Annotated in this window: 18 protein-coding genes; 12 read left to right on the top strand and 6 right to left on the bottom strand. The window is 43.5% G+C overall.

Annotated features, from left to right (window positions below; genetic code table 11):
* Positions 1–112 precede the first annotated feature (112 nt).
* The 4 genes from I8J31_RS09720 to I8J31_RS09705 all read left to right on the top strand — a co-directional run bounded on the left by I8J31_RS09720 (position 113) and on the right by I8J31_RS09705 (position 4112).
* Complete coding sequence (locus I8J31_RS09720) at positions 113–1300, top strand: GAK system CofD-like protein (protein WP_199468247.1); 1188 nt, start codon at positions 113–115, stop codon at positions 1298–1300.
* A 184-nt stretch (positions 1301–1484) separates the two neighbouring features.
* Positions 1485–2510, top strand: coding sequence for a response regulator (locus I8J31_RS09715; protein WP_199468245.1), 1026 nt, complete (start codon positions 1485–1487; stop codon positions 2508–2510).
* Complete coding sequence (locus I8J31_RS09710) at positions 2507–2995, top strand: PAS domain-containing protein (protein WP_199468244.1); 489 nt, start codon at positions 2507–2509, stop codon at positions 2993–2995. The genes I8J31_RS09715 and I8J31_RS09710 overlap by 4 nt, the downstream gene beginning before the upstream one ends.
* Positions 2996–3194: 199 nt before the next feature.
* Positions 3195–4112: a D-hexose-6-phosphate mutarotase gene (locus tag I8J31_RS09705; protein ID WP_199468243.1), complete on the top strand. Its 918-nt coding sequence runs from the start codon at positions 3195–3197 to the stop codon at positions 4110–4112.
* Between the two features lie 93 nt (positions 4113–4205).
* Here I8J31_RS09705 and I8J31_RS09700 read toward each other — a convergent pair whose 3' ends face one another.
* Positions 4206–4982, bottom strand: coding sequence for an exodeoxyribonuclease III (locus I8J31_RS09700; RefSeq protein WP_199468242.1), 777 nt, complete (start codon positions 4980–4982; stop codon positions 4206–4208).
* 115 nt (positions 4983–5097) lie between these two features.
* Between I8J31_RS09700 and pyrE the strand changes: the two genes are divergently transcribed.
* Positions 5098–5745 carry an orotate phosphoribosyltransferase gene (pyrE, locus tag I8J31_RS09695; RefSeq protein ID WP_199468241.1) on the top strand — a complete coding sequence of 216 codons (648 nt, stop codon included), beginning with the start codon at positions 5098–5100 and terminating at the stop codon, positions 5743–5745.
* A gap of 32 nt (positions 5746–5777) precedes the next feature.
* On the opposite strand, the gene slmA is transcribed toward pyrE, so the two are convergent.
* From slmA to coaBC, 4 genes are all read right to left on the bottom strand, one after another.
* Positions 5778–6371 carry a nucleoid occlusion factor SlmA gene (gene slmA, locus I8J31_RS09690; RefSeq protein ID WP_199468240.1) on the bottom strand — a complete coding sequence of 198 codons (594 nt, stop codon included), beginning with the start codon at positions 6369–6371 and terminating at the stop codon, positions 5778–5780.
* Positions 6372–6449: 78 nt separating this feature from the next.
* Positions 6450–7358, bottom strand: a complete 909-nt coding sequence (argB, locus tag I8J31_RS09685) for an acetylglutamate kinase (protein ID WP_199468238.1) — start codon at positions 7356–7358, stop codon at positions 6450–6452.
* A gap of 340 nt (positions 7359–7698) precedes the next feature.
* On the bottom strand, positions 7699–8157 hold the full coding sequence (gene dut, locus I8J31_RS09680) for a dUTP diphosphatase (protein WP_199468237.1): 459 nt from the start codon (positions 8155–8157) through the stop codon (positions 7699–7701).
* A 15-nt stretch (positions 8158–8172) separates the two neighbouring features.
* A complete protein-coding gene (gene coaBC, locus I8J31_RS09675; RefSeq protein ID WP_199468235.1) occupies positions 8173–9405 on the bottom strand; it encodes a bifunctional phosphopantothenoylcysteine decarboxylase/phosphopantothenate--cysteine ligase CoaBC in 1233 nt (410 codons plus the stop codon).
* A gap of 130 nt (positions 9406–9535) precedes the next feature.
* Between coaBC and radC the strand changes: the two genes are divergently transcribed.
* Together radC and I8J31_RS09665 are read left to right on the top strand one after the other, a co-directional pair.
* Complete coding sequence (gene radC / locus I8J31_RS09670; protein ID WP_199468233.1) at positions 9536–10216, top strand: RadC family protein; 681 nt, start codon at positions 9536–9538, stop codon at positions 10214–10216.
* A gap of 71 nt (positions 10217–10287) precedes the next feature.
* The gene (locus I8J31_RS09665; protein WP_233402682.1) at positions 10288–10596 is read left to right on the top strand and encodes an alpha/beta hydrolase; all 309 of its coding nucleotides are present in this window, start codon (positions 10288–10290) and stop codon (positions 10594–10596) included.
* Between the two features lie 42 nt (positions 10597–10638).
* Here the strand turns inward: I8J31_RS09665 and I8J31_RS09660 are convergent, their stop codons facing one another.
* Positions 10639–11094 carry an Lrp/AsnC family transcriptional regulator gene (locus I8J31_RS09660; RefSeq protein ID WP_199468232.1) on the bottom strand — a complete coding sequence of 152 codons (456 nt, stop codon included), beginning with the start codon at positions 11092–11094 and terminating at the stop codon, positions 10639–10641.
* A 136-nt stretch (positions 11095–11230) separates the two neighbouring features.
* On the opposite strand from I8J31_RS09660, the gene I8J31_RS09655 reads away from it, so the two are divergent.
* The 5 genes from I8J31_RS09655 (at position 11231) to I8J31_RS09635 (ending at position 15024) form a co-directional block, all read left to right on the top strand.
* Positions 11231–12139 (top strand): DMT family transporter, encoded by a 909-nt coding sequence (locus tag I8J31_RS09655; protein WP_233402681.1) that lies wholly within the window; start codon positions 11231–11233, stop codon positions 12137–12139.
* Between the two features lie 297 nt (positions 12140–12436).
* Positions 12437–12673, top strand: coding sequence for a 50S ribosomal protein L28 (rpmB, locus tag I8J31_RS09650; protein WP_133010891.1), 237 nt, complete (start codon positions 12437–12439; stop codon positions 12671–12673).
* Between the two features lie 11 nt (positions 12674–12684).
* Positions 12685–12855, top strand: coding sequence for a 50S ribosomal protein L33 (rpmG, locus tag I8J31_RS09645; RefSeq protein ID WP_011978459.1), 171 nt, complete (start codon positions 12685–12687; stop codon positions 12853–12855).
* A 118-nt stretch (positions 12856–12973) separates the two neighbouring features.
* Positions 12974–13792 (top strand): bifunctional DNA-formamidopyrimidine glycosylase/DNA-(apurinic or apyrimidinic site) lyase, encoded by an 819-nt coding sequence (gene mutM, locus I8J31_RS09640; protein ID WP_199468229.1) that lies wholly within the window; start codon positions 12974–12976, stop codon positions 13790–13792.
* Between the two features lie 236 nt (positions 13793–14028).
* Entirely contained in the window at positions 14029–15024 is a 996-nt protein-coding gene (locus tag I8J31_RS09635) for a BMP family lipoprotein (protein ID WP_199468228.1), read from the top strand.
* Positions 15025–15163: the final 139 nt, after the last annotated feature.

Genomic DNA, 15163 nt, shown 5'->3' with positions numbered 1-15163 from the left:
GGGTGTGTTGGTTTGAAACCTCCGCGTCACGGTTTACACTCTTTTATATTCATTGTGTTGTTTTAGACCATTATGTCTGAAGTGATACTTTTACGGATAGGGTTGTCTTTTTATGTCTAGCACTTTGCGTACTTGGCGTCGTTTGATTATGCCGGACCCAGTTCGGGCACATCGTTATCAGAGCTTGCCTGAACAGGGGCCTAAAGTGCTTTTTTTTAGCGGCGGCTCGGCCTTAAATAAAATTAGCAGAGTATTTAAAGAATATACCCATCATTCAGTACATTTGGTGACCCCCTTTGACTCAGGAGGGAGTTCGGCGCGCCTAAGAGCGCAATTTGATATGCCGGCGGTGGGAGACTTACGCAGTCGTTTGATGGCGCTGGCAGATGAAACTGTAATGGGGCAGCCAGAGGTCTATGCCTTGTTTACTCATCGATTAGAGTCGCAAGCATCAGAAGGTGTTTTAAAAGAGCAGCTGCAACAGCTCGTCTTGGGTGAGCACCCGTTGATTGCTTGTATTCCCAACCCGATGAAAGAGCTAATTCAAACCCAGTTAGCGGTGACACAAGAACGCATCGATGACTTATTTGATTTACGTGGCGCTAGTATCGGTAATCTCATTATGGCGGGGGGCTATTTAAACAATCAGCAAGAGCTAGACCCAATGGTGTTTTTATTCTCTCGCTTAATAAAGGCCTTGGGAGAAGTGAAAACTACGCTGGATGCCTCTTTTCATCTTGGGGTTGAGTTGGAAGACGGGGCTACAGTGTTAGGCCAGCATAATATTACGGGTAAAGAGACAGCATTATTAAACAGCCCCATCAAACATATGTGGCTGAATAAAGGCCTGCGTAAAGTTGCTCCTATTAACCAATATATCGCGGATGATCGCAAGGGTTCCATTGAAGGTGCGGATTTGATTTGTTATCCCCCTGGTAGCTTTTATAGCAGTTTGCTGGCGAACTTATTGCCAGAAGGTGTTGGTCGTTCTATTTGCCGTAACCCAAACCCTAAAGTGTATTTGCCCAATTTAGGCGTTGACCCTGAACAGCAGGGTTTATCCTTGATGGAATGCATTGAGCGTTTGATATCGACTGTGTTGGCTGATGCAAAGGTGGATGAAAATAGTTTTACTGCTTTGGATTATTTATTACTCGATGAAACCTATGATTATGGTGTTATTGATTTAGATCGATTGCGAGAAATGAAGATAGAGGTGATTAAAACGCCCCTAATGATCAGTAAAGTGGATCGTTACGATGAGGGCCTTGTTGCAAGGGCTTTACTGTCTTTCACTTAGTTTTTTGAGTAAAAACGTTTATTCACTTCTACACTGATGAATAGCTTTAAGAAAAAGAGTACTAAGACTGTTAAGTGAATATTATTTATACAAAATAAAGGGATTTGCATTATTATATGCACATATTTTATATGGTTAATAATTTGCAATTAGTTAATTACACCCAATTGGGAAGAGAAAGTTAATGAGTACACGAGTACTGATCTGTGATGACTCCAAAATTGCTAGGAAGCAGCTAGCAAGAACTTTACCATCAGGCTGGGATGTCGAGCTTGAATACGCTGAAAATGGTCAGGAAGCTTTAGACCTAATAACGTCGACTGCTTTTGATATTCTGTTTCTAGATTTAAACATGCCGGTTAAAGATGGCTATCAAACACTTGATGCGTTGCAGTCTTTTACAACGCCAGTGCCTGCGGTCATTGTTGTGTCAGGTGATGTCCAGCCACAGGCGATTCAGCGAGTGAAAGACATGGGGGCAATTGCTTTTCAGAAGAAGCCCGCCAGTACCGAAGAGATTCATGAGTTATTGGTTTCTTTGAATTTATTTTCAGTAGGTGAGCAATCTTCAGACAATGTCCCTGCGGTTGATCAAAGTAGTGCCGCTGAAGAGTTTACGCTTAACGATTGCCTGCAAGAAATTTCAAATATTGCCATGGGTCGTGCCGCCAGTGTCTTAGCGGACATGCTGAATGTCTTTATCAAATTGCCTGTTCCAAAAGTGAACATACTCGAAGTGGGCGAACTTCAAATGGCGCTTGATTATAGCGTTAAAGACGACAATTGCTCTGCGGTCTCTCAGGGCTTTGTTGGCTCTGGTATTGCTTTTGAAGCCCTGCTTATTTTTAATGACTCTAGTTTTCCTGATATGGCAAAACTGTTGGGCGTGAAGGAGCAAATTACCAGAGAGTTAGAAATCGAGTTACTAATGGATGTTAGCTCTGTATTGGTTGGTCCGTTTATGACGGCGATTGGCAAACAAATAAACATCGATTTTAGTCATAGCCACCCAATACTATTGGGGCAGCATGTCAAAATTGGTGACCTTATTAATGTTAAGAAGGCAACGTGGAAGCGAACCTTAGCGGTAGAAATTGTGTATGAAGTGGAGAACTATCAAATTAGTTGCGACTTATTATTACTGTTCACGGAAGATTCGGTTTCAACACTTGAAAACCTATTATCTTTTTTAGTTGAGGACGACGAATGAGCAACGATGCGGAAGGAATAGCTGATCTACATTGGATGTTCGATATGCTTCATCATATCGATGTGGGATTAGCCGTTATTAATCAAAACTACGAAGTGCAGTTGTGGAACAGTTTTATGGAAAACCACAGTGGCATTAGTTCATCGATTGCTAAGCAGCAGTCTTTGTTGTCCTTGTTTCCAAATCTGGATGCAAGTTGGTTACGTCAAAAACTTGATAATGTATTTGCTTTAAAAACACCAATTTTCATTTCTTGGGAGCAGCGTCCGGCTTTATTTCCGTTTAACAGCTATCGTCCCATTACTGGGGTTGCAGACAAAATGTACCAAAATGTGGCGATACGCCCACTTTCCAACCCAGATGGCTCTGTAAAACATCTTTGTTTGGTGGTTTATGATGTGACTGACGTTGCAAGTAATAAAATTTCTCTTTCAGCGGCGAATCATAGGTTGGTTCGTTTAAGCCAAGCCATCTCTAAAAAGTAATCATAGCGGCTCTTATTTCTCTTCTATGAAGAGGAATAAGAGCAGCCTTTTTCATCTTGAGTCCCTCATTTGATTCCACTTTTCTTGATCTAAACGACTATTATTTGCTTTGTTGAATTGTCAGTATAGATACCAGCTATTGTAATCATTTTGTCTACCGCTAATATGTGCCTACTAGATCTGTTTACTGGAGTTGTGAATGAATAGCCAACTGATGCAAGAGTTGGAAGCGCTAGGGGGTGAAATACGCCCAGCGAGCTTGAAAAAGTGTGATGAAATTGTCATAGAGCAACCTGGGTTTACCGCTCGCATTGCCCTATGGGGCGGACATTTAGCAAGCTTTGTTCCTTTTGGACAAGAAGACCTTTTATTTCAATCTAACAACAAAGGTGGAAAGGGCCGTTTTGGGCGCCGTCATTTTGGTGTACCAGTATGCTGGCCTTGGTTTGGCGCTTATGAATCCGATGAAGATTTTCCTGCCCATGGCCTAGCGCGTTATTTTCGTTGGAAATTTTCTGAAGCAGGTCGTTTCAAAAATGGTGATGTAAAAATCGTTATTCAGCTCGCATCAGAAGATCACCCTTTACTTGAAGAAATGTGGCCTCAAGCTTTTGAGTTACGTCAAGTATTTAGGTTCTCTAGCAAAGAATTTAGAATTAATTTTTCTGCTGCGAACCTTTCTGATCAATCTATGCCAGTTAGCGAAGCGCTTCATACCTATTTTCGAGTGGGTAACAGTAAAAAAACGGAAGTACGCGGATTGGATCAGGTGTCTTATGTAGACAAGTTTGATAACGGTGATATGAAACAGCAAAAAGGCCCCATAACAAGCTGCGATTATATGGACAGTGTTTACTTGTCTGCGCCGGATCAGACCGAAATTCACGATAAAAAATTAAAGCGTAAGTTAATTATTCGCACCGAAGGTAGCCAAAGTACCGTGTTATGGAACCCGGGTGAAGCATTAGCCAAACAGCGTAATGATATGGATGATGAGGATTATCGTCATTTTGTTTGCCTAGAAACGGCGAATGCTTTGAGTGAGGCTTATAGCATTGCCCCTGGCGAAATGCATCAGCTTAAATTGAAAGTTCATTTTGAAGAGCTTGATGAATAGCAGGAGTGTAAAAGAGATAAAAAAGAGCCCGCTGGCAATGGTTGTTAAGCGGGCTCTTTCATTTTGAGTGTTTTACGTTAGTAGCCAAAAACCTTAATCAAAATTGTATTCCATGATCAAAGGGGCATGATCAGAAAAACGTTGGCCTTTATAAATGCTACCGCCCTGAATAAGGTTTTTGATACCAGGGGTGGTGATTTGATAATCCAATCGACCACCTTCATCTAGCTTCCAAGCACGTTCGTAATCAGGCCACCAAGTGTATTGCTTGTCTTGCTTATTTACCTGACGGAAAGCGTCTATATACTCAAGTTCGTTGAAAATTTCGTTAATCCATTTACGTTCCTCAGGTAAGAACCCCGAGTTGCGTTGATTGACGAACCAGCTGCTCACATCAATGGGGGAGCGTGCGACGTTCCCTGTGCCGCAAAAAATAAATTCCCGACGTTTACGACGGGTTTTGATGAGGTGGTTTTTAAAGCCTTCCATAAAGCGATATTTGTGCTCTTGCAGTGCTTCTTCATGGTTTGAACCATGAGGTGTTAAAAACGCACCAATACTGACTTTATCGAAATCTGCTTGAATGAAACGGCCTTCAAAGTCGCATTCAGGAAAGCCCATGCCAGTCATAATAGCTTTTGGCATGGTTTTGGAGTAGATGGCTACCCCTGCTTGCTCTGGGTTTTCCATAGAGTCAAAAAAGTAAGTATTGAACTCAGGAGGAAAGAATACATTGTCATTGAGACTGCGTTCATCTGCTTGTATGTCCTGTAGACACACAACATCCGGGTTCTGACGAACCATCCATTCAAAAAAGCCGCGATCGGCTGCTTGTCTTATACCGTTTACATTAAGGCTGATGACCTTCATTTCTGGTCCCTACAATTCCTAGCCGTGTGTTATATTAGCACCCATCCAATGTTGGCATGGCTTCGCTCGTTCTTGGCGGCGCTTTGTTTGTTTTTATCATCTTTCTGGAGTCGGTATGAAACCTTACCAAAGAGACTTTATTGAATTCGCCATTGAGCAAAATGTATTGCGTTTTGGCGAGTTTACTCTTAAATCTGGCCGTGTAAGCCCTTACTTCTTTAATGCTGGCCTGTTTAGTTCAGGACAAGCGCTTGCTAAATTAGGCCGCTTTTACGCTGCCTCATTAATGGAAGCTAATGTTCCATTTGATGTGCTTTTTGGCCCTGCCTATAAGGGCATTCCGTTGGCAACCACCACGGCGGTTGCTTTATATGACCATCATAATGTAGACACACCATACGTTTTCAACCGTAAAGAAGCAAAAGCTCACGGTGAAGGCGGTTCTCTTGTTGGTGCGCCTTTGGCTGGTAACGTCATGATTATTGATGACGTTATTACCGCAGGAACAGCCATTCGAGAAGTTATGGCTATTATCCAAGCTGCGCATGCGGCACCTGCCGGCGTACTTATTGCCTTAGATCGTCAAGAACGTGGCCAAGGCGAGTTATCTGCCATTCAGGAAGTCGAACGTGACTTCAATATGCCTGTTATTAGTATTGTCTCTTTAAATGACATCATGACGTATTTAGCGGAACAGGCAACGCCTGAGCTCGCAGAACATCTAGATGCGGTTAAAGCTTACCGTGAAAAATACGGCATCTAAATACTTCGTCAGGGGCTAGTGTTATTTAGTCCCTAGCGATTTAACATCAAGTTTTGTGCCAACACGGCCCATTGTTCAGACCAGTTTGCGCTGGCTTTCACTTTAAATTCGCTGCGAACATAGTGGCGAATTTTTCCTTCCAGCACAGCCATTAAGAAATTAGCACAAGGTGCAACTCCCATCGCTGGACGTAAACCCTGTTTTAAATCTGCTTCGCGGATGACCTGCTTTAACTGAGTTTCGATACGGTCAAACAATTGGGCGATGCGAACACGTAAGCGCTCTGTTTCGCCAGCTAAAGCATCAGCAGTGAGTAAGCGACACATCCCCGGGTTACTATCAGCGAACCCTACGACTAAGGTCAGCATCATTTCAATGCGTACCATGACGTCGCTTTCATCTTGTACAATGCGATGAATGCGAGAAAATAAAGACTCTTCGATAAACTCAATGAGTCCTTCAAACATTTTTGCCTTGCTTGGGAAGTGACGATACAGTGCCGCTTCAGATACACCAACTTGTTTAGCCAAGGCGGCCGTTGTAATACGTGCCCCCGGACTGCTTTCGAGCATTTGTGCCAAGGCTTGCAAAATTTGTGTGCGGCGATCGGTTTTTTTGTTAGTCATTGGTGTACCCAGTTTTAACCCGATATGTCAGCTATGATGCGCTTGTTATAGACAAAAAGCATCATAGCCTTGTTTATGTTATTTCGCTGCTGGCGTATTTGATATCAGCGTACCAACACCTTTGTCCGTTAATATTTCCAGTAGAGTGGCATGCGGTACACGGCCATCAATAATAATAGCGCTGGTAACGCCTGCATTGACGGCAGACAAGGCACAACTGATTTTCGGTAGCATGCCGCCATAAATCGTGCCGTCAGCAATTAGGGCATCTACTTGAGCGGTACTTAATCCCGTTAGAACCTTGCCTGACTTATCCTGCACACCCGAAATATTAGTGAGCAGCATAAGTTTCTCTGCACCTACTGCTTCAGCCACTTTACCAGCAACCAGGTCTGCATTGATATTGTAGGAATGACCTTCATCATCGACTCCAATTGGGGCAATGACAGGAATTAAATCACTGTTTTCTAGAACCTTTAAAATACTCGTGTCGATATGAGACACTTCGCCTACATGACCAATATCAACCTGTTCTGGAGCATTCATGCCTTCGGCTTGATGCTTCACAAACAGCTTTTTAGCTTTAATGAAGCGGCTGTCTTTACCGGTAATGCCTATGGCTTTACCACCGGCCTCACAGATTAAATTGACGATTTCTTTATTAACTTGGCCACCTAATACCATCTCCACCACATCCATAGTGGCCGTGTCAGTAACACGCATACCATTGATGAAGTTTGATTCGATATTGAGCTTTGTCAGCATGTCACCAATTTGTGGCCCGCCGCCATGCACAACGATTGGATTAATGCCAACGGCTTTCATTAATACGATGTCACGGGCAAAACTGGCTTGCAAGCTCTCATCTGTCATGGCGTTACCACCATACTTTATGACAATCGTTTTACCGGCATAGCGTTGAATATAAGGAAGCGACTCACTTAATACGGTAGCAACATCGAAAGCGGATTCACGTGAAAGAGCCACGGGTTATTTACTCCTGAAAACAAAAAAGAGATTACCTATTGAGCTAGGTAATATTGAGTGACTGATAAAAGCGCCATCTCAAAATAGAATACTAGGCTGCTGTGGCGAAACGATGACAGTACAAGGTAAACAACGAGTGTAAGCAACCACTAATGTCTAAAATAATAACGTGAACTCAGCGGATTAACTATAGGAGATTATAAGAAAATGACGAACTTAAGGCATCTAGAAGCAAATTAGATCTTAGATATTTAATAAGGGTGAGGGAATCTTGTATGTAACAGGAAAAAGGTGAAATAAATTCACCTTTTTCCTGTTTTGCATATCTAGTGAGGAGGGCTTATTTTGTACCTGTGTGGCCAAAACCACCTTCGCCTCGTTCAGTTTGTTCGAATTCAGTGACGATATTAAATTCGGCTTGAACAACAGGCAATAATACAAGCTGCGCTACCCGTTCGCCGGGCTCAATCGTAAAGCTGGTATTGCCACGGTTCCAACAGGACACCATTAACTCACCTTGATAATCGGAATCAATCAGGCCAACTAGGTTGCCTAAAACGATACCGTGCTTATGGCCTAAGCCAGAGCGAGGTAAAATTGTTGCGGCAAAATTTGTATCTTGGATGTAAATGGAAAGGCCGGTTGGCAGTAAAGTCGTTTCGCCCGGAGCAAGGTCGATGGCAGTATCTAGGCAGGCACGAAGGTCTAGGCCAGCAGAACCTTCTGTCGCATAGGTAGGTAATGGAATCTCTTTACCGATTTTGTCACTGAGTATTTTGAGCTGTATGGCTTGTTTCATTGTCTTTTTTATCTCTTAATTCGTTGAGGGTGTGGATGCAGTGTATTCATAAATGAAGCTAACCAGCTGTGTGGCTAACTCTTTTTTTGCTGCTTTACTGGGTGACCAGGTATTGTCTTTGGTAATTACTGTGACCTGATTCTGGTCTTGATTAAAGCCAATGTCGGTGCGAGAGACATCGTTGGCGATAATGATATCTAGGCCTTTTTTAACCAGCTTACCTTTGGCGTATTCAACGACCTTTTGGGTTTCTGCGGCAAATCCGACCATGTATTTGGCTCGCTTTTTCTGGGTCAGGGTGGCGATGATATCTGGGTTTTTTACTAGAGTGAGTTGGATTTCATCGCTATCTGATTGTTTCTTCATTTTTTGGTCTGTTGCTGTTTTCATTTTGAAGTCGGCAACGGCCGCCGCGCCAATAAAGACATCCGCTTGCTGAGTCATATTGCTTTCACAAGCCGCGAGCATTTCATCAGCGCTTTTAACGGAAACTAGGTTAACACCGTGTGGGGCAGCGCATTGCACTGGCCCACTGATGAGTGTGACGGACGCTCCGCGGGCCTGTGCGGCAGTGGCAAGGGCATAACCCATTTTTCCAGAGCTATGGTTGCTGATGTAGCGAACGGGGTCGATGGCTTCCATGGTTGGGCCTGCGGTAATGACCCAATGTTGCCCAGTTAGATCTTGTTTAATAGCGGTTTGCTCAAAGTGTGCTGTAATGGTGTCAAAAATATCCGTTGGCTCGCTCATACGTCCCGGGCCAATATCGCCACAAGCTTGCGCGCCATCCGCTGGGCCTATGTTTAGCACGTCACGTTCTGCAAGTAATTTGGCATTGGCTTGAGTGGCAGGGTGACGCCACATGGCTTGGTTCATCGCTGGAGCAAGTAGTACTGGCGATTCGGTAGCAAGGCATAGGGTGCTTAGTAAATCGTTTGCCATGCCTTGCGCATAACGGGCGATAAAATCAGCGGACGCTGGCGCGATGACGATTAAATCGGCCCACTTTGCTAATTCAATATGTCCCATACCTGCCTCGGCATTAGGGTCTAATAAAGTGCTGCGTACTGGATGCCCAGAAATGGCTTGTAGAGTCATTTCAGTCACGAAGGCTTTTGCGCCATCAGTTAATACGACTTGAACCTCTGCGCCCGCTTTGGTAAGTAGACGAATCAGCTCGATACTTTTATAGGCCGCAATGCCGCCTGTAATCCCTAATAAAATGCGTTTTTGAACTAGGTTTGACATAAAAAACTTCTCAATTCGAGCTGTGATCGATATGGTGTTAGAACCGTTAACTAATAGCTGAGGCAGGATGCCTCTTAATTTCTTGCTTGATTAACCTAGGGCAAGATTATCATGGATCAAGGAGTAGATCATGAGCATTAAACATTGGCCAGCACAAGAAAGACCTCGCGAAAAACTCATTCACCAAGGCGCTAGTGCCTTAAGTGATGCTGAATTATTGGCTATTTTTTTACGTACGGGTACCCAAGGCTTAAGTGCAGTAGAGCTAGCCCGCCGAGTGTTGACACATTTTGGTGGATTACGTTCCCTGATGTCTTCCAGTCGAGAAGAATTCTGCCAAGGCTTTGGTTTAGGCGACGCAAAATATACCCAGCTACAAGCGGTATTGGAAATGTCCAAGCGCCATCAGCAAGAACAATTGATGCGAGAAACTATTTTCACTAGTGCTCAGCACGTTCGAACCTACCTTTCAGCACAACTACGTCATTCCCAGCGAGAGGTTTTTGCTGTTTTATTTTTAGATACCCAACATCGACTGATTCGTTATCAAGAGCTCTTTATGGGTACCATAGACTCCGCCGCTGTTCATCCGCGTGAAGTGGTAAAAGCCGCTTTGAAACACAACGCAGCAGCGGTGATTCTCGCTCATAATCATCCCAGCGGTATCGCTGAGCCAAGTCAGGCTGATATCAGTATCACAGGAAAAATAAAGCAGGCATTAGATCTTATTGACGTCCGCTTGTTGGATCACTTCGTCGTCGGGGATGGCTCGCCAGTATCACTGGCAGAGATGGGGCTTTTGCAGTGCTAATACGCTGTAGGTAAAATATTGATAGTGAGCGCATTGGTGTACTTGGCTTTTCGCTGGTTAAATCTGCGGTATTGGTTGATCCATCTGTTGCGCAAGCTTTTGATGCGCAAAGTCTACGCACCATTTCTATTCCTATGCGCTTTATTAACCTTGGTGAGCCTAAAACGGTTCCTGTTTCAGTCGCTTCCAGTGTTCTATCCGAGACTGTCATGAATGGACGATTGGATTATGTATCGGAGGCAACCCATTTTAGCTTCTTACCTGAATGCAAAGCGTCTGCTAAGGCATTTTTAAAGCAAATAGGTGAAACTATTTACTTTGTGACGAGGGTGGTCGTCGGACACGAGCGGATATCCATGCCGAATTGGCCGAGCTTATAGAACAGGCTTTTACTGAAACGCTCAAATAGCATCATAGGGTTGTTAAGGAAGCGGGATTTCTAAGCCGACTTTGACATTACCCATGACAACATTGGAGTTAAATTTGAAGATGCTTTTATCATCCAAAAACAGCTCTTGAGTGATAATGTCGTACCTTTGCATGCTTTTCGCCGCAATGACTAAAATAAAGTCGTTTTCTCCAGTGACATAGTAGCATTGCTGCACTTCAGGGTAGTTTTTTGCTTTCTTCTTGAAGTTGTTTACCGTGGCGTTTCCCCCTTGTACTAGCATAACTTCGACAATCACTAGTATGTGACCGCCTAGTTCGGAGGGGTTGAGTACGGCGATTTCTTTTTCGATCACGCCAGATTCTCGCAGTGCTTTTAAGCGCCTTTGCACTGCCGTTGCTGAAAGTCCGATTTCTTGCCCTATTTCTTCTGTGGTGCGTCGGGTGCTGGTTTGCATCATTTTCAATATTTGGTGATCAAATGAATCCATATGGGGAAAAACCTCTTAGATGGTTGTTTTGCGCAGTAAGTGTGCATTTTGAAGTGTATTTTGCTGCGCTTCGTTATTAGTGTGCTCCTAAAATGGAAGAAATCCAATACGGATAAACATTAGGGAGATGGCCACAATGAAAAACAAAGAAGTAGTACTGGGTATTTGTATGGGCTTGGTTGCCTCTTTTATTTGGGGAAGTTGGCCTGTTATCTCGAAACTTGCCCAAATTCAAAGTATTACTTCGGTTGAAATAACGATCTTGCGCTTTGGTGTGTCCGGTTTGATTCTCTTGCCCGTGCTGTTTTATCACTCAGCATCACTGTCGTCTCTTTGCACTAAAGGTGTTGCTTTAGCAATTGGGGCTGGGATGCCCTATGTATTGTTGGCGGTGAATGGCATGAGTCTTTCTTCGAGTGCGCATTTTGGCATTATCGCTCCCAGCTGTATGTTGGTGTTTTCAACGTTAGGCAGCGTTTATCTATTATCGGAAAAGCTGACTCGCCAGCGTTTGCTGGGCGTATTAATGATAGTCGCGGGCGTATTTATTGTGGGTTGGCATAGTCTTGCTCTGACGAGTCGTCAGGTTTTAATCGGTGATCTTATGTTTGTTGGTTGTGGTGCCTTATGGGCCAGTTTTACCTTGTTAAGTAAATACTGGAAACTCAACTCTTGGGTGGCAACCGCAATGGTTTCTGTTGTATCGGGTGTGGCTTGTGTGCCGCTTGCGGCTTTTAGTCAGGAGTCTTTTTTTTCGAATATACCGATTTCTACCTTGTTGCTACAGGGTGTTTTTCAAGGCGTATTGGTCGCCATTTGTGCTCTTTATTGTTATTCGAAAAGTGTTTCTTTACTGGGGGCGGCGAAAGGTTCTGTTTTTGCGGCTTTGGTTCCGCCTTTTGCTATTGTGTTAGGTGTGTTGATTTTAAATGAAGTTGTTACTTGGGTAGAGGTGGTTGGTATTACTTGTGTGTTCTTAGGGATGGTTTTTGCGCTGGGGTTAGTCAAGTTTTCCCATAAGAAAGTAGTGGCTGTCGAAGTGTAGGTGTCTGAGGCATTATTTTGACTCAAATTATTTATTACCAAATCTGTTTGTAGGGACCATAGTGATGCTCCGAAGAGGTAGGCGGTAGTTTCGATAAGGAGTGTCACTATGGTTTTATTCAGATTCATTTATTGATCATTTTTTTAACAATAAGGTTGCTCAATAGGTGTGGGTATGGGAAAATGCGCGCCGCTATATCCTCGGTATGGGATTTTTTTGATTCATAAGGAATCATGCTCCGCCTGAGGAAGTGAAACACTTCCAATAATCTTTCTGGATAGCAAAAGGTATTTAATTATGTCTCGCGTATGTCAAGTTACTGGGAAGCGTCCTGTTACAGGTAATAACGTTTCTCACTCAAAGCGTCGTACTAAGCGTCGTTTTCTTCCTAACCTTCATTGGCACCGTTTTTGGGTCGAAGGTGAAAACCGCTACATCCGTTTACGTGTATCTTCTAAAGGTATGCGTATTATCGATAAAAAAGGCATCGAAACAGTTCTTACTGAAATGCGTGCCAACGGCGAAAAAGTATAAGGATCTGAATCATGGCTTCTAAAGGCGCTCGCGATTTAATTCGCATGGTATCTTCTGCTGGTACTGGTCACTTTTACACAACTGACAAGAACAAGCGAAATACTCCGGATAAACTTGAAATGAAAAAGTTTGATCCTGTTGTACGTAAGCACGTTATGTACAAAGAAGCGAAAATTAAATAATTTTCGATTCTTATAAAAAGAGCCGGCTCATTGAGTCGGTTTTTTTGTATCTAAAAGAAGCTATTTGCTTATTTGATCCGTATCGTTTGTGACTGTTTAGTTAATTTTGAGGTGGCTTATGCCTGAATTGCCAGAAGTGGAAACCACGTTACGCGGTATCGAGTCGCATCTTGTTGGCCGCACACTTGCACAGGTTGATATTCGTCAGCCGCAATTGCGCTGGCTCATTACTCCTGAATTGACTGCGGATGTGGTCGGTCAGGAAGTCACTCATTTATCTCGTCGTGGCAAGTACATAGGTATTCATACTGCTAAAGGGACATTAATTATTCATCTTGGTATGTCTGGCAGTTTGTATTTTGTACCAGTTGATACACCGCCCCTCTTTCACGACCATGTGGATTTCTGTTTTGAGGGCGATGGTCCTTGGTTAAGGTACACAGACCCGCGTCGTTTTGGTGCTATTTTGTGGACGACCGATGATTGGCATCAACATGATTTAATTAAACACCTTGGCCCCGAACCTTTATCGGACTTGTTTAATGTTGAGCAACTTTATGCTCGTGCTAAAGGCCGTAAAGTGCCGATTAAAACCTTCATTATGGATAGCAAGGTTGTGGTAGGCGTAGGCAATATTTATGCAAATGAAGCCTTATTTAAAGCAGGTATTCGGCCTACTCGTATGGCGGGTAATATCAGTAAAGCTCGCATGAGGCGTTTGGTGGAATGCATTAAAGCGGTACTTGCTGCTGCCATTAAACAGGGCGGTACTACCTTGAAAGATTTTGTAGGCGGTGATGGTAAGCCTGGGTATTTCAAGCAAGAGCTAACCGTCTATGGACGAGCAGATAAGCCTTGTACTGTGTGTGGCTCGACACTGAAAGAGATTCGACAGGCTCAGCGTAGTACGGTTTATTGTGTTAATTGCCAAACTTAGAGCAGATATGAGTCGTTTGCCTATGTCCGGCATAACAATTGCAGGTTATTTTAGGCCATTAAAATTGCGATAAGAGCTCTTTTTTCATCTGCTTTTCAAGCAAAATGCACTAGAATGTTCACACTAATAATTTAGTGTAGCATTGCGCTATGGCGTGAATAAGTTTATTTTTGACCACTTGGGCAAGATTCATTATCTGTCCGAATATAATTAAAAAAACCACAAGAGGAATTGGAATGAAAGGTATTTTTCTTGCGTCTGTTACGGCGCTAGCTATCTCGGCGAGCATAGCTCAAGCAGCAGACATTAAACCAGCAGTTGTTTATGACCAAGCAGGTAAGTTTGATAAGTCCTTCAACGAAGGGGTTTATAACGGCATTAAGCGCTATACAGCGGATACGAGTATCCAAGTGCGTGAATTTGAGCCGAAGAACGAAGCTCAGGTTGAACAAGGCCTACGCCGTTTAGCGAAACGAGGTTATTCACCTATCGTTGCGGTTGGTTTTTCAATGACCTCAGCGGTTGAAAAAGTAGCGAAAGATTTCCCTAATATTCATTTCAGCATCATTGATGGTGTCATCGACCTTCCTAACGTTCAATCCATTGTCTTTAAAGAGCAAGAAGGCTCTTTCCTAGTGGGCGCTTTGGCGGCAATGAAATCGACGACTCATACTGTTGGTTTCGTTGGTGGTATGGACATTCCACTTATTCGTCGCTTTGGTTGTGGTTACGAGCAAGGTGCTAAATACATCACGGCTGATGCGACAGTAATTCAGAATATGACGGGGTCTACGGGGGCGGCATTTAATGACCCAACAAAAGGTTCTGAGCTTGCTAAAAGCCAGTTCTCTCAAGGTGCTGACGTAGTATTTGCTGCCGCAGGTGGTACCGGTATTGGTGTTTATCAAGCTGCAAAAGATAGCGGTAAACTAGCAATTGGTGTGGATTCTAACCAAAACCATATACAACCTGGCACCATGCTAACGTCTATGGTTAAACGTGTTGATCAAGCGGCTTATAACGCTTATGAAGCAGCACAAACTGGCACTTGGAAGCCGGGTTTCATGGTTCTTGGTCTTGCTGAGGGTGGTGTAGATTGGGCGCTGGATGATAACAACGCGAACCTCATTACTGACGATATGAAAGCGAAGATGAAAGACATCAGCGCTAAGATTGTCAGCGGTGATATCAAAGTACATGATTACATGTCAGACAATACTTGTAATTACTAAGTTGCATAATCAAACAGCTGTTGGCGTTTAGTGGGCAGCTGTTTTTTTTGCCTTGATGTTTTGATATTGAATGCTATCGCGATGAAATAACCGTGGTAACAAAAAACACACTGAGTGCTCTGACTCATTTAGAGACACT

Source organism: Marinomonas transparens (genome assembly GCF_016463975.1).
In the GTDB taxonomy this organism is placed as follows: Bacteria; Pseudomonadota; Gammaproteobacteria; order Pseudomonadales; family Marinomonadaceae; genus Marinomonas; species Marinomonas transparens.
The sequence above is the reverse complement of the archived record's forward strand: the minus strand, read 5'-3'. Positions and strand labels throughout refer to the sequence as shown.

Coding starts and splice junctions, on each gene's coding strand:
- I8J31_RS09720 (WP_199468247.1), top strand. CDS start 113: ATGTCTAGCACTTTGCGTACTTGGCGTCGTTTGATTATGCCGGACCCA.
- I8J31_RS09715 (WP_199468245.1), top strand. CDS start 1,485: ATGAGTACACGAGTACTGATCTGTGATGACTCCAAAATTGCTAGGAAG.
- I8J31_RS09710 (WP_199468244.1), top strand. CDS start 2,507: ATGAGCAACGATGCGGAAGGAATAGCTGATCTACATTGGATGTTCGAT.
- I8J31_RS09705 (WP_199468243.1), top strand. CDS start 3,195: ATGAATAGCCAACTGATGCAAGAGTTGGAAGCGCTAGGGGGTGAAATA.
- I8J31_RS09700 (WP_199468242.1), bottom strand. CDS start 4,982: ATGAAGGTCATCAGCCTTAATGTAAACGGTATAAGACAAGCAGCCGAT.
- pyrE (WP_199468241.1), top strand. CDS start 5,098: ATGAAACCTTACCAAAGAGACTTTATTGAATTCGCCATTGAGCAAAAT.
- slmA (WP_199468240.1), bottom strand. CDS start 6,371: ATGACTAACAAAAAAACCGATCGCCGCACACAAATTTTGCAAGCCTTG.
- dut (WP_199468237.1), bottom strand. CDS start 8,157: ATGAAACAAGCCATACAGCTCAAAATACTCAGTGACAAAATCGGTAAA.
- coaBC (WP_199468235.1), bottom strand. CDS start 9,405: ATGTCAAACCTAGTTCAAAAACGCATTTTATTAGGGATTACAGGCGGC.
- radC (WP_199468233.1), top strand. CDS start 9,536: ATGAGCATTAAACATTGGCCAGCACAAGAAAGACCTCGCGAAAAACTC.
- I8J31_RS09660 (WP_199468232.1), bottom strand. CDS start 11,094: ATGGATTCATTTGATCACCAAATATTGAAAATGATGCAAACCAGCACC.
- I8J31_RS09655 (WP_233402681.1), top strand. CDS start 11,231: ATGAAAAACAAAGAAGTAGTACTGGGTATTTGTATGGGCTTGGTTGCC.
- rpmB (WP_133010891.1), top strand. CDS start 12,437: ATGTCTCGCGTATGTCAAGTTACTGGGAAGCGTCCTGTTACAGGTAAT.
- rpmG (WP_011978459.1), top strand. CDS start 12,685: ATGGCTTCTAAAGGCGCTCGCGATTTAATTCGCATGGTATCTTCTGCT.
- mutM (WP_199468229.1), top strand. CDS start 12,974: ATGCCTGAATTGCCAGAAGTGGAAACCACGTTACGCGGTATCGAGTCG.
- I8J31_RS09635 (WP_199468228.1), top strand. CDS start 14,029: ATGAAAGGTATTTTTCTTGCGTCTGTTACGGCGCTAGCTATCTCGGCG.